Here is a 20,859-nt window from a genome sequence, read left to right as displayed (position 1 = left end):
CATGGCTTATCGATTGTCGAAAATTTATACCCGCACCGGCGATGCCGGGGAAACCGGCCTGGCCGACGGCCGCCGGGTGGCCAAGGACCACCCGCGGGTAGACGCCATGGGCGAGGTGGACACGCTGAACAGCCATATCGGCCTGCTGCTGGCCGACCTCGCCGAGCATCTGCGCGAGTGGCCGGGGCTCGGCGAGATCATCGAGGTGCTCGCGCCCTGCCAGCACCGCCTGTTCGACCTTGGCGGGGAGCTGGCGATGCCGGACTACCAGGCCCTGCAGGCCACGGAAATCGAGCGCCTGGAGGCGGCCATCGACCGCTGGAATGACGAACTGGGTCCGCTGGAGAACTTTATCCTGCCCGGCGGCTCGCGCCTGATCGCCCAGGCCCATGTGTGCCGCAGCCTGGCGCGCAGCGCCGAACGCCACTGCCAGCACCTGAATGCCGCGGAGCCGATTCGCGGCGTTGGCCTGGCTTACGTCAACCGCCTGTCCGACTTGCTGTTCGTCGCCGCCCGGCTGATCGCCAAGCGCCAGGGAGTCGATGAAGTGCTCTGGCAGGCGGCAGAGAAGCAATAACCGTAACCCGGATGCAATCCGGGCTACTGGTCTAAAGCAGGCTAAGTTGGCTCTCGAAACTACGTCGCTCGCCACTCAAAGGGTCGATAAAGCTCAGGCCCCTGGCCAGCAGCTTGAGTGGCTTGCTGTAGTCATCGGGTGCATTCGGCGCATCCGTGACCTCGGGGTAGAAGGGATCGTTGAGGATCGGCGCGCCCAGGGCAGCCAGATGCACGCGCAACTGGTGCTTCTTGCCGGTGACCGGATAGAGCCGGTACAGCCAATGCTCGCCCAAACGCCGGGCGACCTCGATGCGCGTTTCGGTGTTGGCTTCACCGGCGACCTCCTGCATGCGAAAGAACGGCTCCGCGCCCTCCAGCCGCGTGGTCCGCAGCAGCGGAAAATCCAGGTGCGGCAAGGCCGCCGCCAGCGCCTCGTAACACTTGTCCATCTGCCGCAGACGAAACAGCGCCTGGTATTGCCCACGGCTCTGACGATTGGTCGAAAACAGCACCAGACCGGCGGTGTGCCGGTCGATGCGGTGCAGCGGCACCAGGTCGGCATTGCCCAGACGCTTGCTCAGGCGCGCCTGCAGGGTCTGCTCGACATATTCGCCGGCTGGCATCACCGGCAGAAAATGCGGTTTGTCGACCACCAGCAGGTGCTCGTCGACATGCAGCAGGGTTTCTTCGAAGGGAATCGGCGTCTCCGCCGCCACTTCGCGAAAGTAATGCACCTTGAGCCCTTCGCGATAAACCGCATCCATCCCCAGCGGCTGGCCCCGGGCATCCAGCACCCGGCCGCGGGCGATGCGCGCCTGCCACACTGCCGGCGCAATCGCCGGGAAATGCGCGCACAGGCACTCGAACACCGTCGCCCAGTTACCACGCGGCAGATGCAGGGTGCTGGGGCGCATATTCGAGGGGGAACGGGCATCGACAGACATGGGCAGACTCACCAGCCAGGCAGCGGAAAACACACAGGATAACCCAGACCCGCGGCTAGCCCGTGCCCGCCGCCGACGCGGAGCCCAGCAGGGACATGCGAAACAGCGCCGCCAGCAGGTCGGACTGGGTGACGATACCCAACAGCTGACGCCCTTCATCCAACACCGGCAGCCGATGCACATCGCTATCGGTGAGCATCTGCAGCAGATAGGTCACCGGCCAGTCGGCGCGACAGGTCAGCGCCTGACGGCGCATGCACTGGCTGACGGTCTGCGTATCGGCATCGACCAGCAACAGATCATGCAGGCTGAGCATGCCCTGCAACTCACCCTGCGAGTTGACCACCGGCATGGCGCTAAGCCGATGCTGATGCAAACGCATGCGCGCCTCGGCAAGGCTGGCATGCTCGGTCAGCGTCTGTACATCGCGGGACATGATGTCGCCACAGCGCACCTCGCCAAAGCGGCGCTGATAAACCCGCGCCTCGGTTTGCAGGAGAATCTCTTCCAGGTCTTCACGGGAAATATCGAGCAACTCGCCACGCGCCTTGAGCACGGCATCCAGATCCGCCGGGGTGAAACCCAGGCGGTCACGGGGGATGGGATCACGGGTCTTGTGCACGTTGTCATGCTCAAGCGGGCGGTGCGGGTACTGCCGGCGCAAGGCGTTATTGAACAGCAGCCCGATCAGCAGCAGGCCAATGGAATTCAGCCCAACCGGGTAGAGGGCAAAGTGATAACCCAGCTGAGCCACTTCCGGGCCCGCCAGCACGGCGGTCAGCGCCACTGCGCCACCCGGCGGGTGCAGACAGCGCAGGGCAAACATCGCGGCAATCGCCAGGCCACCAGCCAGCACCGCCACCAGCGCATCATGACCGAGCCAGGTGGCGCAACTGACGCCAACCAGGGCGCAGATCAGGTTGCCACCCAGAATCGACCAGGGCTGGGCCAGGGGACTGGCCGGCACGGCGAACAGCAGCACCGCCGAGGCGCCCATGGGCGCTATAAGCCAGGGGCTGGCACTGCCCAGCACCTCGCTGCATAGCCAGCCGCTGAACAGCAGCCCCAGCACCGCCCCCACACAACTGAGCACCCGCTCGCTGAGGCTGACCGCCATGGGAGCCGGCCAGAAACCTTTCAACCACGCCTTGACGCTTTGCACCGTTAACCGCTCACCTGTCACGCACCACTTGAGGGCGCGACTATAGCGCCCTTTGCCCAGGCGCGGCCAACAGCGACAGCTATTGCGGCCAGAATGCGCGAATACCCGCCACGCCCTGGGCACCGACCTGCCAGGCACGTTCCGCGTCGGCCGGGGTCACACCGCCCAGCAGATAGGCAGGCTGGTTAAAGCCCTGCAGCAGTTCGGCAACCTGCGCCCAGCCCAGCGGCTGGGCACCGGGGTGGGTGCGGGTAGCCTGCACGGGGGACAGGGTGACGAAGTCCACGCCCATCTGCGCGGCCAGCGCCAGCTCCTGAGCCGAGTGGCAGGACGCCGCCAGCCAGCGCTGCGCCGACAACGGCCGAGCGCCGCCGCTCGACTCGCGCAACTGCTGCGCCGTCAGGTGCCAGCCGGCTGCGGGAAAGTCATCCAGCCATTCCAGCGGCCCCTTGAGCATCAGCTGCGCCTTGCCCGCACAAAGCCCGAGGGCGTCGGCAGCAATATCGCGATACTGCGCAGCGGGCAGCGTCGGCGCGCGCAGTTGCAGCAGGCCAATGCCGTTCTCCAGAGCCGTCTGGATACCACGCAGCAGCTCAGGCCCGCTCAACCCCTCAGGGGTGATCAGGTAACGTTCAGGCAAGCGTGCGGCCGCGACAATCGGTCGATTGGCCGCCGGAAACTCATAATCGCCCAACTGCCGGGGGCTGACCCAGGCCAGAGGCTGGCCTTCGGCACCGTGGGGCTCGCCGACAAAGGCCGAGACCTCCCAGACATCCAGCAACACCTGCTTGTCCGGGTAATCGTGACGCACCTGGATCAAGGGTCGCGCGGCCGTCGGGCGAATACCCAGTTCCTCCTCCAGCTCGCGGGCCAGGGCCGCCTGCACCCTCTCGCCAGGCTCGACCTTGCCGCCGGGGAACTCCCAGAGGCCGCCCTGATGCTTATCCTCTGGACGCTTGGCGAGCAGTATCTGCCCGTCTGCACCACGAATAACCGCGGCGGCTACATGAATGCGTTTCACCCCAGCTGTTCCTCCCGAGCCGCCTGGTACCAGCGTTGAAAGGCCGGCCAGCGATAGATCGTCTCCACATAGGCCGCCGCCACCTCGGGCAGCGCCACCCGATAACTGCGCAGGCGCGCCGCAACGGGGGCGAAGAAGGCATCCGCCAGGCTGGCGTGACCGAACAGGAAGGGGCCACCCTCGCCGAACGTGCCACGGCATTCGGCCCAGAGCGCACAGATGCGGCGGATATCGGCCTCGACCTCGGCGGGTACCGCATCCAGCGCCCGATCGCGCTTGAGATCCATCGGCATATGCGTGCGCAGGGCAGAAAAGCCGCTGTGCATCTCGGCACAGGCGCTGCGCGCCACCGCACGGGCGTATTCGCCGCGTGGCCATAGGTAGGCCTCGGGGAAGCTTTCGGCGAGGTATTCGCCAATCGCCAGGGAATCCCACACCGGCCCGTCCTCGGTCTTCAGCAGCGGCACCTTGCCGGTCGGCGAATGCTCGAGGATGCGCGCCCGGCTATCCGCACGATCGAGCGGGATCAGCACTTCGTCATAAGCAGCCTCGGCCAGCGCCATGGCCAGGGCCGCGCGCAGCGACCAGGACGAATAGGTTTTGTTGCCGATAACCAGAACCAGGGACATGGGGGCACTCCGTGCGTGATGCGTTTGCTCATGGGGATCAATGGACATTAAGACGCCACGCCGCCCGATAGCAAATTCCCGTTGTTCATGCCCCCATAAACAACGGGAATAGTCGACTGCACGCCGCCAGCCAGGGCGTGGGAAACCGGGCTGGCGGCGTGTCGCTTAAGTCCGGTATTCGGCGTTGATCTTGACGTACTCGTGGGACAGGTCGGTGGTCCAGATCGTCTCGTTGCAGCCACCGCGGCCCAGCTCGATGCGAATGGTGATTTCTTCCTTGGCCATCACCGCCGCGCCCTGCTCTTCGCTGTAGCTGGCCGCGCGGCAACCCTTGCTGGCAATGCACACCTCGCCGAGGAATACGTCGATCAGGCTGACATCCAGCTGCGCCACGCCGGCACGGCCCACGGCGGCGAGAATGCGCCCCCAGTTCGGATCGGAGGCGAACAGCGCGGTCTTGATCAGCGGCGAATGGGCCACCGCGTAACCGACGTCCAGACACTCCTGGTGGGTCGCCCCGCCATTGACCTGCACGGTGACAAACTTGGTCGCCCCCTCGCCGTCGCGGACGATGGCCTGGGCCACGTCCATGCACACCGCAAACACCGCTTCCTTGAGCTTGGCGAACAGGTCGCCGCTGGCCTGGGTGATCTCGGGCAGCGCCGCCTTGCCGGTGGCGATCAGCATGCAACAGTCGTTGGTCGAGGTATCGCCATCGATGGTGATGCGGTTGAACGATTTGTTCGCCGCATCGCGCAGCAGGTCCTGCAGCACGCCCTGGGCAACCTTGGCGTCGGTGGCGATATAGCCGAGCATGGTGGCCATGTTCGGCTTGATCATGCCCGCCCCCTTGGAAATGCCGGTCACGGTGACCGTCACGCCGTCGTGGACGAACTGACGGCTCGCGCCCTTGGGCAGGGTGTCGGTGGTCATGATGCCGCTGGCGGCTTCGGCCCAGTTGTTCTCGGAGAGGTTATCCAGGGCGGCCTGCAGGGCCCCCTCAATCTTCTCCACCGGCAGCGGCTCGCCAATCACCCCGGTGGAAAATGGCAGCACCGCGGCTTCATCGACACCGGCCAGCCTGGCCAGCGCGGCGCAGGTGCGCGCGGCATTCTGCAGGCCCGGCTCGCCGGTCCCGGCATTGGCATTGCCGGTGTTGGTCAGCAGGTAGCGCACCTGGCCCGACACGCGTTTCTTGGCCAGGATCACCGGCGCGGCGCAGAAGGCGTTGAGGGTAAACACCCCGGCCACCGTGGCCTCTTCGGCACAGCGCATCACCACCACATCCTTGCGCCCGGGGCGTTTGATGCCCGCCGAGGCGATGCCCAGCTCAAAACCTGGAACCGGGTGCAGGGTAGACAGCGGGCCAAGACCAACAGCCATAGAAAACGCTCCTTGAGTGGTAAGAGTGATGCGATGGTAAAACGCCGCGAACGGTCAAACCGTTCGCGGCGTTCTTCTAGTCGAATCAAGCATAGCCAAGTTCGGCCCGGGCTCAACCCGCCTTTTTAATCGTCAGCGGCAGGCCGTAAAGGCAGGCCCTGGCGTTATTGCCCCACAGCCGGTTTAGTTGACCTGTCCGTGGCAGTGCTTGTACTTCTTGCCGGAGCCGCAGGGACACGGCTCGTTGCGGCCGATCTTCGGCTCGGTGCGCACCGGTGCGGCGGCGACGGCCACATCGCTCTCCTCGGCGGCCTCTGGCTGAGCCAGGGCCGAAGTCTCGGCGTGCTGGAACTGCATGCGTTCGGCCAGGGCCTCGGCTTCGCGGCGCAGACGCGCCTCTTCCTCGGCCGGGTCTTCGCGACGCACCTGGACATGGGAGAGCACGCGGATGGTGTCGCGCTTGATCGACTCCAGCAGCTCCTGGAACAGGGTAAAGGACTCGCGCTTGTATTCCTGCTTGGGGTTCTTCTGCGCATAGCCGCGCAGGTGAATGCCGTGACGCAGGTGGTCCATGGTCGACAGGTGGTCTTTCCACAGGTCGTCGAGCACGCGCAGCAGGATCTGCTTCTCGAAGGTGCGCAGGGCTTCGGCGCTGGCCTCGTTTTCCTTCTCGTTATAGGCGTCGACCAATGCCTGCAGAATGCGCTCGCGCAAGGTTTCTTCGTAAAGTTTCTGGTCGTCGTCGAGCCACTGCTGAATCGGCAGGCGCAGATTGAAGCTGCTCTGCAGCGCTTCTTCCAGGCCGGCGATATCCCACTGCTCGGGCAGCGACTGCGGGGCGATGTATTCGTTGATGGTGTTGTCCAGCACTTCGCGGCGGAAATCGGCAATGGTCTCGCCGATATCGCTGGCACTGAGCAGGTTGTTGCGCATGTGATAGATCACCTTGCGCTGCTCGTTGGCCACGTCGTCGAATTCCAGCAACTGCTTACGCATGTCGAAGTTGCGCCCTTCGACCTTGCGCTGGGCCTTTTCGATGGCGTTGCTGACCATGCGGTGCTCGATGGCTTCGCCGGGCTGCATGCCCAGGGCCTTCATAAAGTTCTTCACCCGGTCGGAGGCGAAGATGCGCATCAGGCTGTCTTCCAGCGACAGGTAGAAGCGGCTGGAACCCGGGTCACCCTGACGACCGGAACGGCCGCGCAGCTGGTTGTCGATACGCCGCGACTCATGCCGTTCGGAGGCGATCACATGCAGGCCGCCGGCCTCGATCACCTGCTGATGGCGCTTCTGCCAGTCGGCCTTGATCTGCGCGACCTGCTCGTCCGAGGGGCTTTCCAGCGCCGCCACTTCCACTTCCCAGTTGCCGCCCAGGAGGATGTCGGTACCGCGACCGGCCATGTTGGTGGCGATGGTCAACGCGCCCGGGCGACCGGCCTGGGCAATGATCTCGGCTTCCTTCTCGTGGAACTTGGCATTGAGCACCTTGTGCTCGATGCCTTCTTTTTCCAACAAGTTGGACACGTATTCGGAGCTTTCGATGGTCGCGGTGCCGACCAGGATCGGCCGGCCCAGGGCCATGCACTCCTTGATGTCGGTGATGATGGCGGCGTACTTCTCTTCCTGGGTCAGATACACCAGGTCGTTGAAATCCTTGCGCGCCATAAGCCGGTTGGTCGGGATTACGATCACCGCCAGGCCGTAGATCTGGTGAAACTCGAAGGCCTCGGTATCGGCGGTACCGGTCATGCCGGACAGTTTTTTGTACAGGCGGAAGTAGTTCTGGAAGGTGGTCGAGGCCAGGGTCTGGCTCTCGGCCTGGATCGGCAGCCCCTCTTTGGCCTCGATGGCCTGGTGCAGGCCTTCGGACAGACGACGGCCCGGCATGGTGCGGCCGGTGTGTTCGTCAATCAGCAGCACCTGGTTGTTCTGCACAATGTATTCGACGTTGCGGTTGAACAGCTTGTGCGCACGCAAACCGGCATAGACATGGGTCAGCAGGCCCAGGTTATGCGCCGAATAGAGGCTCTCACCCTCGGCCAGCAGGCCGACCTCGGTGAGCATTTCCTCGACAAACTGGTGGCCGGCTTCGTTCAGCTCGACCTGGCGCGCCTTCTCGTCGACCTTGTAGTGACCTTCCTGGGTCACCACGCCCTCCTCTTCCTCGACGTGCAGCTTGAGGCGCGGAATCAGCTTGTTGACTTCGGTATACAGGCGCGAGCTGTCTTCGGCCTGGCCGGAGATGATCAGCGGGGTACGTGCTTCGTCGATGAGGATGGAGTCGACTTCGTCGATCACGGCGAAATTCAGCTCGCGCTGGAATTTGTCTTCCAGGCTGAAAGCCATGTTGTCGCGCAGGTAGTCGAAACCGAATTCGTTGTTGGTGCCGTAGGTGATATCGGCGGCGTAGGCCGCGCGCTTCTCTTCCGGCGGCATAAAGGGGATGACGATGCCCACGCTCATGCCGAGGAATTCATACAGCGGACGCATCCAGTTGGCGTCGCGGCGGGCCAGGTAGTCGTTGACCGTAACCACGTGCACACCCTTGCCTTCCAGGGCGTTGAGGTACACCGCCAGGGTCGCCACCAGGGTCTTGCCCTCACCGGTGCGCATCTCGGCGATCTTGCCTTCGTGCAGGGTCATACCACCGATCAACTGCACATCGAAGTGGCGCATGCCCATCACCCGTTTGCCCGCCTCACGGGCAACGGCAAAGGCTTCCGGAAGCAGCTGATCGAGGGTTTCGCCTTGGCCCAGACGGGACTTGAATTCATCGGTCTTGGCACGCAGTTGCTCATCGGAGAGAGCGAGCATCTGCTCCTCGAAGGCATTGACGGCTTGCACCGTCTTGAGCATGCGCTTGACTTCACGCTCGTTCTTGCTTCCAAAGAGTTTCTTCAACAAAGGCGCAAACATATCGACAGGATCTTCCAGGCGTATGGATTGAGGGGCACTTGAAAGCGACCCATGCAGCCTGCATGGCTGCGTGCGAAGGGGGCATTCTACCCGGAAACGCAGATGAGGAAAGCGACGTTATTCGACGTCGCTGACTCGCGCTATATAGCTGGCGGGATTGACCACGCGGCCATTCTGGCTGACTTCGAAATGCACATGGTAACCACTGGCGCGGCCGGTGCGGCCGACCCTGGCAATGGTTTGGCCGCGCTGCACCAGATCACCGATCTGCACCAGATTGCTCTGGTTGTGGGCATAGAGGGTGACATAGCCGTCGGCATGACTGATTTCGACGGTATTGCCGTAACCCGACTTGCGACCGGAGAAGGTCACCACGCCGGCGGCTACGGTCACCACGTCACTGCCGGGCTTGGCGGCAAAGTCGACGCCCTTGTGCAGGGTGTTGCGACCGGTCAGGGGGTGGACGCGCCGACCGAACGGCGAGGACATATAGCCCTGACGCACCGGCATGCCGGACAAGTACTCGGCCTCGCTCAGGCGGCGTTCACCGATCAGTTGTTCGAGCACCTCGAGCAGCTGTTCACGGCTGTCCAGGCGCAGGCTCAGACGATCCAGTTCGTCCATAAAGGGCGGTGGGGCATAGGCCGCATCGCCCATGGCGTCTTCGGTACCGCCCTGCCCCACATTAAGGGAGAAGTCGAATTCGCTGGCATCCAGCTCCGCCAGCTCGGTGAGGCGTTCGCCCAGGGCATCGAGGCGGGTCAGACGGGCCTGCAGCTCGGCGACATGGGCGGCGAAGGCATCCAGCTGGCGCTGTGCATCGCGGCGCACCACCGTGACCTCGGCGCGCTGCTGATCCAGGGCCTGGCTGATCTGGGCTTCGCCCGCGGGGTCGACGATGGCCGGTGCCCACCAGGCTCCGACTGCGGCACCGCTGACACCGGCCACGCCCACCAACAGCAGCACGGCCATCAGCAACCAGCGCATATCCAGGCTCAAGGTGCGTGCGGCACCCTGATGCCGACTTAACAAAATAATCTGCAAGGCTTCCCCCTAGCGGGCATGCCGCAAGTGGCACCCCCTAATGATGAAAGCCTTCGCGACATACCCGCCCCCTCATCCGGCGCTTCGCGCCACCTTCTCCCGGAGGGAGAAGGTCATCAGGAGGACGTCGCTACGCGACTCTCACGTTAAGGTGGAGCCCAAGTCGGCAGCAGGGATTCTGCTACCATGGCGGCTCCACTCTCACAGGCGTCCTGCCATGACATTTCGTCCTTTGCCGGCTAAAGCGACCGCCGCGCTCATGCGCGAAGTGAAGCCTCTGAAAGCGCTGTTCAGTCAGGCGCAACGCCTCGACCATCTACAGCACCTGCTTGAAAGCCAGCTGCAACCCGCCGCCCGCGAACACTGTCACGTCGCATCCTGGCGTGAGGGCTGCCTGCTACTGATAATCACCGACGGCCACTGGGCCACGCGCCTGCGCTATCAACAAAAACGTTTGTTGAAACAGCTGCAGGCACTCGAAGAATTCGCGACCTTAACGAAGATACTGTTCAAGGTGCAACCTCCGACTGCCGAAAGGCGTGCACCCGGTCGCACTATTAGCCTGTCGAACAGTGCCGCGGAAAACATTCAGGCCACCGCCGACGGCATCAGCGACCCCAAGTTGCGCGCCGCCCTGGAACGCCTGGCCAAGCATGGCCAGAACAACAAAACCTGAGCATCGCGGTTAAATTCAGGAAAAAAAGAGGCCACCCTAAGGTGGCCTCGAAAAGCAAAGTAAAGAAGGTTCTGCGTTACACAGCCGCAACCGGACGCATATACGAAATCGGTGCCGTACTGGGGTCGTCGAAGGTGACCACTTCCCAGGCATCGGGCTGCTCAACCAGGGCACGCAGCAGGCGATTGTTCAACGCATGCCCCGATTTGAAGCCCTTGAACTCACCAATCAGGCTATTGCCCAGCAGGTAGAGATCGCCAATGGCATCGAGAATCTTGTGTTTGACGAACTCGTCCTCGTAACGCAGGCCGTCTTCGTTCAATACACGGAACTCATCCACCACGATGGCGTTGTCCACACTGCCGCCGAGTGCCAGGTTCTGCGAACGCAGGAACTCGATATCACGCATAAAACCGAAGGTACGCGCGCGGCTGACTTCCTTGACGAAGGAGGTGCTGGAGAAGTCGACGCTGGCCGACTGGGTGCGATTGCGGAACACCGGGTGATCGAAATCGATCTCGAAGGTCACCTTGAAGCCCTCGAAAGGCACGAAGGTGGCGCGCTTGTCGCCCTCCTCGACCGTCACTTCGCGAAGGATGCGGATGAACTTCTTGTGGGCGTCCTGCTCTTGCAGGCCAGCGGATTGAATCAGGAATACAAAGGGCCCGGCGCTGCCATCCATGATCGGCACTTCGGATGCGGAGAGCTCGACGTAGGCGTTATCGATGCCCAGGCCTGCCATGGCCGAAAGCAGGTGCTCTACCGTATCCACCTTGACATCACCATGGACCAAAGTGGTCGACATGGTGGTTTCACCAACATTGCCTGCGCGCGCGGGAATTTCCACGACAGGATCCAGGTCGGTACGACGGAACACGATACCGGTGTCCACGGGTGCCGGCTTCAGGGTCAGGTAAACCTTCTCCCCGGAATGCAGGCCGACGCCAGTGGCGCGGATAATGTTCTTCAGGGTGCGTTGTTTGATCATGGCTTGGCCGCTATAGCACTAGTTGCGAATTGTTTTCAACAATGGCCGGCGATAATAGCAGAACCGGCCTTTGCTGAACACCAATCAGCCCAATGCTCCTGATACATTCCATTAATCAGCCTGACGACGCAGAAAGGCCGGGATGTCCAGGTAATCCAGGTCATCCTGCGCATTCAGCTTGGCCGCAGTGGCCGCACCGCCATGGCTCTGACGCTGCACGGTTGGGCGCTCGTAGTCCTTGTAGTTGACGCTCTGCTCGCCGCGAGCCTGAGCCGGGGCCTGCTGGGTATGGGCAGCGTTGCTGGTCGTCACCTGCACGGTGTTGTCGATCACCTTGACCGGCTTCTCGACTTTCGCGCCCAGGCCGGTGGCGACCACGGTGACGTGCAGCTCATCGCGCATGTCCGGGTCGATCACGGTACCCACCTTGACGGTGGCGTGCTCGGAGGCGAACTGCTCGATGATGTTACCCACGTCGGAGTATTCGCCCAGGGACAGGTCAGGACCGGCGGTGATATTCACCAGGATGCCACGCGCGCCCTGCAGGTTGACGTCTTCCAGCAGCGGGTTGCGGATCGCCGCTTCGGTGGCTTCACGTGCACGGTTCGGACCGCTGGCGCAGCCAGTGCCCATCATCGCCATGCCCATTTCGCTCATCACGGTTTTCACGTCGGCGAAGTCGACGTTGATCATGCCCGGACGCTTGATGATGTCGGAGATACCGCGCACGGCACCGGCCAGCACGTCGTCCGCCTTGGCGAAAGCCGACAGCAGGCTGGCGTCCTTGCCGAGGATGGTCAGCAGTTTTTCGTTGGGGATGGTGATCAGCGAGTCGACGCTTTCCGACAGCGCGCGGATACCTTCCTCGGCGATCAGCATGCGCTTCTTGCCTTCGAACGGGAACGGACGGGTCACCACCGCAACGGTGAGGATGCCCATTTCCTTGGCCACCTGAGCGATTACTGGCGCAGCACCGGTACCGGTACCGCCGCCCATGCCGGTGGTGATAAAGACCATATCGGTGCCTTGCAGCACTTCGGCGATACGCTCGCGATCTTCCATGGCCGCCTGGCGACCGACTTCCGGGTTGGCACCCGCGCCCAGGCCCTTGGTCACGCCCGTGCCCAGTTGCAGAACGGTGCGGGCACCGATGTTTTTCAGTGCCTGTGCATCCGTGTTGGCGCAGATGAACTCAACGCCTTCAATGTTGTTTTTCGCCATGTGGTTGACTGCGTTACCGCCGCCGCCGCCCACGCCGATGACCTTGATGACTGCACTTTGTGGTGCGCTGTCTACGAGTTCAAACATTTTCCCTCTCCTTTACTTTCTAGGTGTAACGCCTACTGCAAAATCAGAAATTGCCCTGGACCCAGCGTTTCAGCCGTTCCAGCACAGGTTGTTTGGGTTCGTCGCTGTAACTGCCGATGGCCGACATGGAAATGCCATCGGTCTGCTTCTGCAGGCCGTACATCAGCAGGCCCACGCCGGTGGAATAGATGGGGTTACGCACCACATCAGCCAGACCCCTGACGCCCTGGGGCATGCCCAGACGTACCGGCATGTGGAAGATCTCTTCGGCCAGTTCGACTGCACCTTCCATCTTCGCCGTACCGCCGGTAAGGACGATGCCGGCCGGAATCAGGTCTTCGTAACCGCTGCGACGCAGCTCGGCCTGGATCAGGGTGAACAGCTCGTCGTAACGCGGCTCGACCACTTCGGCCAGGGACTGGCGCGACAGGTCGCGCGGCGGCCGGTCGCCGACACTCGGCACCTTGATGGTCTCGCCGGCACCGGCCAGCTTGGCCAGGGCGCAGGCGTAACGGATCTTGATTTCCTCGGCGTACTGGGTCGGCGTACGCAGGGCCATGGCGATGTCGTTGGTGACCTGGTCGCCGGCGATCGGGATCACCGCGGTGTGGCGGATCGCGCCTTCGGTAAAGATGCAGATGTCGGTGGTGCCACCACCAATGTCGACCAGGCACACGCCCAGCTCTTTCTCGTCGTCGGTCAGCACCGCATAGGCCGAGGCCAGCTGCTCGAGGATGATGTCGTCGACTTCCAGGCCGCAGCGGCGCACGCATTTCTCGATGTTCTGCGCCGCGTTCACCGCGCAGGTGACCACGTGCACCTTGGCTTCCAGTCGCACGCCGGACATGCCCAGAGGCTCACGCACGCCTTCCTGGTTATCGATCACGTAATCCTGCGGCAGGGTGTGCAGCACCCTCTGATCGGCCGGGATGGCCACGGCCTGGGCGGCGTCGAGCACCCGCTCCAGATCGGCCGGGCTGACTTCGCGGTCGCGGATGGCGACGATGCCGTGGCTGTTGAGGCTGCGGATATGGTTGCCGGCCACGCCGACGAAGGCCGAGTGGATGCGGCAGCCGGCCATCAGCTGGGCTTCTTCCACGGCGCGCTGGATCGACTGCACGGTGGACTCGATATTCACCACCACGCCCTTCTTCAGGCCGCGGGACGGATGGCTGCCGATGCCGACGATTTCCAGTTGGCCATCCGCATTCACTTCACCGACCAGCGCCACCACCTTGGAGGTGCCGATATCCAGGCCCACTATCATCTTGCCGCTCTGCACATTTGCCATGAGTCTTGCCTTCTCCTGATTCACTGCACGACAGCGGTTTGCGCCGCCGTGGGCGCGACCGGCTCGTGCCACGCCACGGCCAGGCCGTTGGCGTAGCGCAGATCGATCCGCGCGATATTCGCTTGCTGCTCTTTCAGCGTCTTGTCGTAGATGGCACTGAAACGGCGCATTTTTTCCACCAGATGATCACGCCCCAGCAGCAGTTCGATGCCCTGCCCGGTGGAGAGGAACCAGCTGCCGCGCTCGCGCAATTCCAGGCGCGTCACGCTAAAGCCCATGGGCCGCAGCATCTGGCTGAGCACTTGGTATTGCTGCATGACCTTCTGCTGCGCACGCTTGGGGCCATAGAGCTGCGGCAGGTTCTGGTAATGGGCCAGTTCGCTGGGCGCAAAGGCCTGGCCCTGGTTGTTGAGCAGCGCCTCGTCGCCCCAGCGGGCGATCGGCAACTGTTCCTCCAGGCGCACCAGCACCTGATCCGGCCAGATCCGCCGCACCTGGGCGCTGGCGATCCAGGGCATCTGCTCCAGTTCGCGGCGCATGCCGAGCAGGTCGACGCTGAAGAAGCTGGCCGAAACGAACGGCGCGATACGCTGCTGCACCGCCTCCTGGCTGATATAGCTGAGGTCGCCCTCGACGCTGATCTTGGCGATCGGCCGGTCGGCATAGGGCAGCAGGCGCAGCGACAGGTCGTACGCCCCGTAGCCCAGGGCCAGCAGCAACAGCGGCCAGCTGACGCGCTTGAGCCAGGCACCCATCCCAGAAAAACGCGGCTTGGCCAGCCACACCCGCGCACCGATCGGCTCCTTGGCCACCAGTCGGCTGGCACCACGCGGCACAGGCTTGCCGCGCAGAGGCGCGCGGGAAGAGCCTGACGGGTGGCGCAAGCTGGCGACCATGATTTAACCCCTTGCCTCAAGGCTGTCGGCGAGAATCGCCAACACCAGTTGCTGGAAATCCAGGCCGGCGGCCGCGGCGGCCATCGGCACCAGGCTGTGGTCGGTCATGCCCGGCACGGTGTTGACCTCCAGCAGCCAGAACTGACCGGCGGCGTCCTGCATCACGTCGACCCGCGCCCAGCCCTGGGTGCCGACCGCCTCGCAGGCGCGAGCGCTGAGTTGTTTCAGCTCCTGCTCCTTGGCCGCATCCAGGCCGCAGGGAATGCGGTACTGGGTGTCATTGGCCAGGTACTTGGCGTCATAGTCGTAGAAGCTGTGCGGGGTACCCAGGGCGATCGGCGGCAGCACCTGGCCGCGCAAGGTGGCGATGGTGTATTCCGGGCCCTGGATCCACTGCTCGACCAGCACCTGCGAGTCGTACTGACTGGCGTCCTGCCAGGCGGCGATCAGCTCGTCCAGGCTGGCGACTTTGGCCATGCCGATGCTCGACCCCTCGTGGGCCGGTTTGACGATCAGCGGGAAACCCAGCTCGCTCGCCGCGGCCTGGCAATCGGCCGTGCAGGCCAATGCGGCATGACGCGGCGTAGGCAAACCGAGGCTCTGCCAGACCTGCTTGGTGCGCAGCTTGTCCATGGCCAGAGCGGAAGCGAGGATGCCGCTGCCGGTGTACGGGATGCCGGCGCATTCGAGCAGGCCCTGCATGCTGCCGTCTTCGCCGCCGCGACCGTGCAGGACGATAAAGGCGCGATCGATCTTCTCGGCCAGCAGGCGCTGCAGGAAGTCATCGCCGACATCGATGCCGAAGGCATCCACCCCGGCACCCTGCAGGGCATTGAGTACGGCATTGCCGGACTTCAACGAGACTTCGCGTTCGGCACTCTTGCCGCCGAACAACACGGCAACGCGACCGAAGGACGTGACCGGGAGCTGGGATTTCAGGCTATCTGTACTCATTTCGACTTTCCTGCAGCCGCCGTGAACAGCGTGCTTTGCAACAGTTGCGGAGCCAGGCCGCCGATATCGCCGGCCCCCTGGCACAGGAGGATGTCGCCGGCGCGCAGCAGCGGCTTGATCAGCGGGGCCAGATCGACGCCGCGCTCGATATAGATGGGGTCCAGCTGGCCGCGCTGACGAATGCTGTGGCACAGGTGCTTGCTGTCGGCACCGGGGATCGGTTCTTCGCCGGCCGGATAGACCTCCATCAGCAGCAGCACGTTGGTATCGGCCAGGACCTGGACGAAATCCTCGTAGAGGTCGCGGGTGCGGCTGAAGCGGTGCGGCTGGTAGACCATCACCAGACGGCGCTCCGGCCAGCCGCCGCGCACGGCCTTGATCACCGCCGCCACTTCGCGGGGGTGATGGCCGTAGTCGTCGACCAGCATCACGCTGCCGCCATCCACCGGCAGCTCGCCGTAGACCTGGAAGCGTCGACCGACGCCCTGAAAGCCCGACAGGCCCTGAACGATGGCTTCATCGCTGATGCCTTCGTCGCTGGCAATGGCGATGGTCGCCAGGGCATTGAGCACGTTGTGGTTGCCCGGCATGTTGACCGATACGTCCAGCGGCTCGCGGCCGCTGCGCAGCACGGTAAAAAAGGTCTGCATGCCCTGCTGGCGCACGTTGATGGCGCGCACATCGGCACCTTCGTCGAAGCCGTAGGTGACGGTCGGGCGGGCGATCTGCGGGAGGATCTCGCGCACCACCGGGTCATCCACGCAGACCACGGCCAGGCCATAGAACGGCAGGTTATGCAGGAACTCGACGAAGGTTTTCTTCAACTTGTTGAAGTCGCCCTCGTAGGTGCTCATATGGTCCATGTCGATATTGGTGACCACCGAGACCATCGGCTGCAGATGCAGGAAGCTGGCGTCGCTTTCGTCCGCCTCGGCGATCAGGTAACGGCTGGTGCCGAGCTGGGCATTGGTACCCGCGGCATTCAGGCGGCCGCCGATGACGAAGGTCGGGTCCAGGCCGCCGGCGGCGAACACCGAGGCCAGCAGGCTGGTGGTGGTGGTCTTGCCGTGGGTACCGGCCACCGCGACGCCATGGCGATAGCGCATCAGTTCGGCGAGCATCTCGGCCCGCGGCACCACCGGAATACGCCGATCCAGGGCCGCGGCGACTTCCGGGTTGGCGGTATTGATGGCGCTGGACACCACCAGCACGTCGGCCTGCTCGACGTTTTCGGCGCTGTGGCCGATGAAGATCTGCGCGCCGAAGCTTTCCAGGCGTTCGGTCACGGCCGAGGCCTTGAGGTCAGAACCCGAGACTTCGTAGCCGAGGTTGAGCAGCACCTCGGCAATGCCGCACATACCGGCACCACCGATGCCGACGAAGTGGATGCGGCGAATGCGGCGCATACGGCGGATTTCCGAACGAGCAGCGGCGGGAGACTTAGCCACGGGCCACCTCCAGGCAGATATCGACAACGGTGCGGGTTGCATCGGGCTTGGCCAAGCGACGCGCGGTGCCGGCCATTTCTTTCAATCGTTCGGGGTGCATCAAAACCTCGGTCAGCTGCGCGGCCAGCTTGGCGGCGTCAGTGGAGCCTTGCGGCAGAAGGACAGCGGCCCCCTCCCTGGCCAGATAGCCGGCGTTATGCGTTTGGTGATCGTCGATGGCATGGGGCAGCGGCACCAGGAAGGCCGGCAAACCCGCTGCGGCCAACTCACTGACGGTCAGCGCACCGGCACGGCATACCACCAGATCGGCCCAGGCATAGGCACGGGCCATGTCCTTGATAAAGGGAACGACCTGCGCTTCGACGCCAACTGCGCCGTAGCGTTCAGCGGTAATTGCATCATGTTGCTTGCCGGCCTGATGAAACACCTCGGGGCGCAGCTCGCCAGCCACCAGCGCCAGGGCGGCGGGCAGCAGTTTATTCAGCGGCTCGGCACCCAGGCTGCCACCCAGCACCAGCAAACGCGGCTGGCGATTGCGCAGCGAATCGCGCGGGGTTTCCAGAAACAGCTCTTCACGCACCGGGTTGCCGGTGGTGCGGCGCTTGTCGCTGTTGCCGAAGGTATTCGGGAAGGCCTCGCAGACGCGGCTGGCGAATGGCACCAGGCTGCGGTTGGCGGTGCCGGCCACGGCGTTCTGTTCGTGGATGATCAGCGGCGCGCCACTCATGCGCGCGGCCAGGCCGCCGGGGCCGGTGACATAACCGCCCATGCCGAGCACACACACCGGCTCGAGCTGGCGCACAATCCGACGCGCCTGCAGCAACGCCCTGAGCAGTTGGAACGGGGCCTTGAGCAGGGACAGTTTGCCCTTGCCGCGCAGGCCGCTGACGCTGATTAGATGCAGCGGCAGGCCGGCCGCCGGCACCAGTTCGTTCTCGATGCCGCGCGGGGTGCCCAGCCAATGCACGCTGTAGCCGCGCGCCTTGAACTCCTTGGCGCAGGCCAGGGCCGGGAACACGTGGCCGCCGGTACCGCCGGCCATGATCAGCACATTACCGCGCATGGCGAACCTCCCCGGCGGCCTGGTCTTCGACAAAATCGGACTCTTGGAAATCCACGTCTTCGCTGCCCAGCTGGGTACGCCGCTCCCACTCGATACGCAGGAGCATGGCCAGGCTGACGCAGCAGATCACCAGGGAGCTGCCGCCATAGCTGAGGAACGGCAGGGTCAGGCCCTTGGTCGGCAGCAGGCCGACGTTTACGCCGATATTGATCAGCACCTGACCGATCCACAGAAAGGACAGGCCGTAGGCCACATAGGCGGCGAAGAACTGCTTGGCCTTCTCCGCCCACAGGCCGATATACAGGGCGCGCACGCTGACGAAGACGAACAGGCCGACGGTAATCAGCGCGCCGACCATGCCCAGTTCCTCGGCCAGTACGGCGAAGACGAAGTCGGTATGGGCTTCCGGCAGGTAGAACTGCTTCTGGATGCTGTTGCCCAGGCCGACGCCGAACCACTCGCCACGGCCGAAGGCGATCAGCGCCTGACTCAGCTGGTAGCCGGCACCGTACTGGTCGGCCCAGGGGTCGATAAAGTTGGTCAGGCGCTGCATGCGGTAGGACTGGCTGGTCATCACCAGCACCCCGGCCGCCAGAACGCCGGCCGCCAGGGGAATAAAGCGCAGCAGGTTGACCCCGCCGAGAAACAGCATGGCAATCGACGCGCCGACCAGAACCACGGTGGCACCGAAGTCCGGCTCGGCCAGCAGCAGCCCGGCGATGGGCCCGAGCACCGCCAGCGGCTTGAGAAAACCGATCAGTTTCTCGCGCACTTCGGCCTGGCGACGCACCAGATAACCGGCGAGGAACAGCACGGTAAACAGCTTGGCCAGCTCGGACGGCTGCAGGTTGATGATGCCCAGACCGATCCAGCGCTTGGCCCCGTTAACTTCGCGGCCGATGCCCGGCACCAGCACCAGCACCAGCAGCGCCACCGCCACCAGCAACAGCATGCCGCTGTAGCGCTGCCACATGGCCATGGGCACCAGCAGGGTGACCAGGGCCGCGACGAGGCCGATACCCAGGTAAATCAGATGACGGATCATGTGGTAGAAGGGATTGCCCGACTGCGCCGCGGCCACTTCGGAGGACGCCGAGGCGATCATCACCAGGCCCAGGCCGAGCAGCGCCAGGCAACCCACAAGCAGCGGGAAATCCAGATCGATACCACGACGGGTATGCAGCGGCGAGGGTGCGGCGAGCAGGTGCGCGAGCATCAGTGCAAACCCTCCACGGCCTGGGCGAACAGGCGTCCGCGCTCCTCGAAATTCTTGAACATGTCCAGGCTGGCGCAGGCCGGCGACAGCAGCGCGGCATCGCCCGCCTCGGCCAGTTCTGCGGCGCGCTGTACGGCCTCTTCCAGGGTCTTGACCCGGATCAGCGGCGCGGCATCGCCCAGGGCGGCAGCCAGCAGCTCGGCATCGCGGCCGAGCAGAATCACCGCGCGGCAGAACCGGCCGACCGGCTTTTTCAACGCGGAGAAATCGGCACCCTTGCCATCGCCACCGGCGATCAGCACCAGCTTGCCGCTGATATCCGCGCCCAGACCTTCGATGGCAGCCAGGGCGGCACCGACGTTGGTGGCCTTGGAGTCGTCGTAGTAGCTCACGCCCTTGCGCTCACCCACCCACTGGCAGCGATGGGCCAGGCCGGCGAAGCTACGCAGGGTCTGCAACATGGCCTCGAACGGCAGGCCGACGGCATGGCCCAGGGCCAGGGCCGCCAGGGCGTTGGACTGATTGTGCGCGCCGCGAATCTTCAATTCGCGCACCGGCAGCAGCGCATCGAACTGATAGGCCAGATACTTCTCGCCATTCTCCTCGAGCAGGCCGAAGCGCTTGAAGTCCGGCTTGCCCAGCCCGAAATACCAGCACGGCAGTTGATCGGCCACCAGGGGACGCGACAACGCGTCATCGCGATTGACCACCACCTGGCGCGCGCCACGGAAGATCCGGTGCTTGGCCAGGTGATAGGCGGCCAGCGAGGCGTAGCGATCCATATGGTCTTCGCTGATATTCAAGCAGGTCGCCACTTCGGCATTGAGCTGGTCAGTGGTTTCCAGCTGAAAGCTCGACAGTTCCAGCACATACAGCTCGACCTCATCATCCAGCAGGTCCAGCGCCGGCGTGCCGAGGTTGCCGCCGACCGCGACCTTCTTGCCCGCCGCCGCGGCCATCTCGCCGACCAGGGTGGTCACGGTGCTCTTGGCGTTGGAGCCGGTGATGGCCACGATCGGGGCCTTGGCATAGCGGGCGAACAGGTCGATATCGCCGGAAAGCTTGACCCCGCGCGCAGCGGCGGCCTGCAGTGCCGGGGTGGCGATGGCCAGGCCTGGGCTGACCAGCAGCTCGCGGGCGCGGCAGAGGAATTCCACATCCAGCTCACCACAACGCACTTCCACCTGCGGCAACTGTTCACGCAAGGTGGCCAGCTCCGGCGGGTTGGCACGGGTGTCGACCACGGCGAACGGCAGGCCCTGGCGCGCGAGGAAGCGCACCAGGGACATGCCGCTCTTGCCGAGGCCGACAACGATGCGGAAGTGGTCAGAAGCGATCAGGCTCATGCTGTTATAAATCCTC

Annotated in this window: 18 protein-coding genes; 2 read left to right on the top strand and 16 right to left on the bottom strand. The window is 64.0% G+C overall.

The genetic code is table 11. The annotated features are described in order from the left end of the window. Position 1 precedes the first annotated feature (1 nt). Positions 2-577, top strand: coding sequence for a cob(I)yrinic acid a,c-diamide adenosyltransferase (locus tag AACY13_RS03715; RefSeq protein WP_339459391.1), 576 nt, complete (start codon positions 2-4; stop codon positions 575-577). Between the two features lie 31 nt (positions 578-608). Here AACY13_RS03715 and AACY13_RS03710 read toward each other — a convergent pair whose 3' ends face one another. The 7 genes from AACY13_RS03710 to AACY13_RS03680 form a co-directional block, all read right to left on the bottom strand. Next, positions 609-1,502, bottom strand: a complete 894-nt coding sequence (locus tag AACY13_RS03710) for an RluA family pseudouridine synthase (protein ID WP_339459389.1) — start codon at positions 1,500-1,502, stop codon at positions 609-611. 55 nt (positions 1,503-1,557) lie between these two features. Next, positions 1,558-2,619, bottom strand: a complete 1,062-nt coding sequence (locus AACY13_RS03705) for an HPP family protein (protein ID WP_339459388.1) — start codon at positions 2,617-2,619, stop codon at positions 1,558-1,560. A 124-nt stretch (positions 2,620-2,743) separates the two neighbouring features. Then, complete coding sequence (locus tag AACY13_RS03700; protein WP_339459386.1) at positions 2,744-3,685, bottom strand: Nudix family hydrolase; 942 nt, start codon at positions 3,683-3,685, stop codon at positions 2,744-2,746. Next, positions 3,682-4,314, bottom strand: coding sequence for a glutathione S-transferase (locus AACY13_RS03695; protein ID WP_339459385.1), 633 nt, complete (start codon positions 4,312-4,314; stop codon positions 3,682-3,684). The genes AACY13_RS03700 and AACY13_RS03695 overlap by 4 nt, the downstream gene beginning before the upstream one ends. A 165-nt stretch (positions 4,315-4,479) precedes the next feature. Continuing rightward, positions 4,480-5,697, bottom strand: a complete 1,218-nt coding sequence (gene argJ, locus AACY13_RS03690) for a bifunctional glutamate N-acetyltransferase/amino-acid acetyltransferase ArgJ (protein WP_339459384.1) — start codon at positions 5,695-5,697, stop codon at positions 4,480-4,482. 183 nt (positions 5,698-5,880) lie between these two features. Continuing rightward, the gene (gene secA, locus AACY13_RS03685; RefSeq protein ID WP_339459382.1) at positions 5,881-8,613 is read right to left on the bottom strand and encodes a preprotein translocase subunit SecA; all 2,733 of its coding nucleotides are present in this window, start codon (positions 8,611-8,613) and stop codon (positions 5,881-5,883) included. Between the two features lie 117 nt (positions 8,614-8,730). Then, a complete protein-coding gene (locus AACY13_RS03680; protein WP_339459381.1) occupies positions 8,731-9,657 on the bottom strand; it encodes a M23 family metallopeptidase in 927 nt (308 codons plus the stop codon). Positions 9,658-9,874: 217 nt separating this feature from the next. On the opposite strand from AACY13_RS03680, the gene AACY13_RS03675 reads away from it, so the two are divergent. Continuing rightward, positions 9,875-10,333: a DUF721 domain-containing protein gene (locus tag AACY13_RS03675; protein WP_339459999.1), complete on the top strand. Its 459-nt coding sequence runs from the start codon at positions 9,875-9,877 to the stop codon at positions 10,331-10,333. A gap of 76 nt (positions 10,334-10,409) precedes the next feature. Here the strand turns inward: AACY13_RS03675 and lpxC are convergent, their stop codons facing one another. From lpxC to murD, 9 genes are all read right to left on the bottom strand, one after another. Continuing rightward, positions 10,410-11,321, bottom strand: a complete 912-nt coding sequence (lpxC, locus tag AACY13_RS03670; RefSeq protein WP_339459379.1) for a UDP-3-O-acyl-N-acetylglucosamine deacetylase — start codon at positions 11,319-11,321, stop codon at positions 10,410-10,412. Positions 11,322-11,432: 111 nt separating this feature from the next. Continuing rightward, positions 11,433-12,629 (bottom strand): cell division protein FtsZ, encoded by a 1,197-nt coding sequence (gene ftsZ, locus AACY13_RS03665; protein ID WP_339459378.1) that lies wholly within the window; start codon positions 12,627-12,629, stop codon positions 11,433-11,435. A gap of 43 nt (positions 12,630-12,672) precedes the next feature. After that, entirely contained in the window at positions 12,673-13,920 is a 1,248-nt protein-coding gene (ftsA, locus tag AACY13_RS03660) for a cell division protein FtsA (RefSeq protein ID WP_339459377.1), read from the bottom strand. A gap of 20 nt (positions 13,921-13,940) precedes the next feature. Next, complete coding sequence (locus tag AACY13_RS03655; RefSeq protein WP_445262532.1) at positions 13,941-14,819, bottom strand: cell division protein FtsQ/DivIB; 879 nt, start codon at positions 14,817-14,819, stop codon at positions 13,941-13,943. Further along, the gene (locus AACY13_RS03650) at positions 14,820-15,770 is read right to left on the bottom strand and encodes a D-alanine--D-alanine ligase (protein ID WP_339459375.1); all 951 of its coding nucleotides are present in this window, start codon (positions 15,768-15,770) and stop codon (positions 14,820-14,822) included. It lies immediately after the preceding gene. Beyond that, positions 15,767-17,176 carry a UDP-N-acetylmuramate--L-alanine ligase gene (gene murC, locus AACY13_RS03645; protein WP_339459997.1) on the bottom strand — a complete coding sequence of 470 codons (1,410 nt, stop codon included), beginning with the start codon at positions 17,174-17,176 and terminating at the stop codon, positions 15,767-15,769. The genes AACY13_RS03650 and murC overlap by 4 nt, the downstream gene beginning before the upstream one ends. Before the next feature lie 34 nt (positions 17,177-17,210). Beyond that, positions 17,211-18,281, bottom strand: a complete 1,071-nt coding sequence (murG, locus tag AACY13_RS03640; protein ID WP_339459373.1) for an undecaprenyldiphospho-muramoylpentapeptide beta-N-acetylglucosaminyltransferase — start codon at positions 18,279-18,281, stop codon at positions 17,211-17,213. Beyond that, a complete protein-coding gene (gene ftsW, locus AACY13_RS03635; RefSeq protein ID WP_339459371.1) occupies positions 18,271-19,497 on the bottom strand; it encodes a putative lipid II flippase FtsW in 1,227 nt (408 codons plus the stop codon). The genes murG and ftsW overlap by 11 nt, the downstream gene beginning before the upstream one ends. Next, positions 19,497-20,843 carry a UDP-N-acetylmuramoyl-L-alanine--D-glutamate ligase gene (gene murD, locus AACY13_RS03630; RefSeq protein WP_339459369.1) on the bottom strand — a complete coding sequence of 449 codons (1,347 nt, stop codon included), beginning with the start codon at positions 20,841-20,843 and terminating at the stop codon, positions 19,497-19,499. Before murD ends, ftsW begins: the two co-directional genes overlap by 1 nt. Positions 20,844-20,859 lie beyond the last annotated feature (16 nt).

It is taken from the genome of Pseudomonas sp. EA_105y_Pfl2_R69 (assembly GCF_963970915.1).
Taxonomy (GTDB): Bacteria; Pseudomonadota; Gammaproteobacteria; order Pseudomonadales; family Pseudomonadaceae; genus Aquipseudomonas.
This window is presented reverse-complemented; position numbering and strand designations above follow the sequence as displayed.

Coding starts and splice junctions, on each gene's coding strand:
- secA (WP_339459382.1), bottom strand. CDS start 8,613: ATGTTTGCGCCTTTGTTGAAGAAACTCTTTGGAAGCAAGAACGAGCGT.
- murG (WP_339459373.1), bottom strand. CDS start 18,281: ATGCGCGGTAATGTGCTGATCATGGCCGGCGGTACCGGCGGCCACGTG.
- ftsA (WP_339459377.1), bottom strand. CDS start 13,920: ATGGCAAATGTGCAGAGCGGCAAGATGATAGTGGGCCTGGATATCGGC.
- argJ (WP_339459384.1), bottom strand. CDS start 5,697: ATGGCTGTTGGTCTTGGCCCGCTGTCTACCCTGCACCCGGTTCCAGGT.
- ftsZ (WP_339459378.1), bottom strand. CDS start 12,629: ATGTTTGAACTCGTAGACAGCGCACCACAAAGTGCAGTCATCAAGGTC.
- AACY13_RS03705 (WP_339459388.1), bottom strand. CDS start 2,619: ATGGCGGTCAGCCTCAGCGAGCGGGTGCTCAGTTGTGTGGGGGCGGTG.
- murC (WP_339459997.1), bottom strand. CDS start 17,176: ATGCGCCGCATTCGCCGCATCCACTTCGTCGGCATCGGTGGTGCCGGT.
- AACY13_RS03715 (WP_339459391.1), top strand. CDS start 2: ATGGCTTATCGATTGTCGAAAATTTATACCCGCACCGGCGATGCCGGG.
- AACY13_RS03695 (WP_339459385.1), bottom strand. CDS start 4,314: ATGTCCCTGGTTCTGGTTATCGGCAACAAAACCTATTCGTCCTGGTCG.
- lpxC (WP_339459379.1), bottom strand. CDS start 11,321: ATGATCAAACAACGCACCCTGAAGAACATTATCCGCGCCACTGGCGTC.
- murD (WP_339459369.1), bottom strand. CDS start 20,843: ATGAGCCTGATCGCTTCTGACCACTTCCGCATCGTTGTCGGCCTCGGC.
- AACY13_RS03675 (WP_339459999.1), top strand. CDS start 9,875: ATGACATTTCGTCCTTTGCCGGCTAAAGCGACCGCCGCGCTCATGCGC.
- AACY13_RS03710 (WP_339459389.1), bottom strand. CDS start 1,502: ATGTCTGTCGATGCCCGTTCCCCCTCGAATATGCGCCCCAGCACCCTG.
- ftsW (WP_339459371.1), bottom strand. CDS start 19,497: ATGCTCGCGCACCTGCTCGCCGCACCCTCGCCGCTGCATACCCGTCGT.
- AACY13_RS03650 (WP_339459375.1), bottom strand. CDS start 15,770: ATGAGTACAGATAGCCTGAAATCCCAGCTCCCGGTCACGTCCTTCGGT.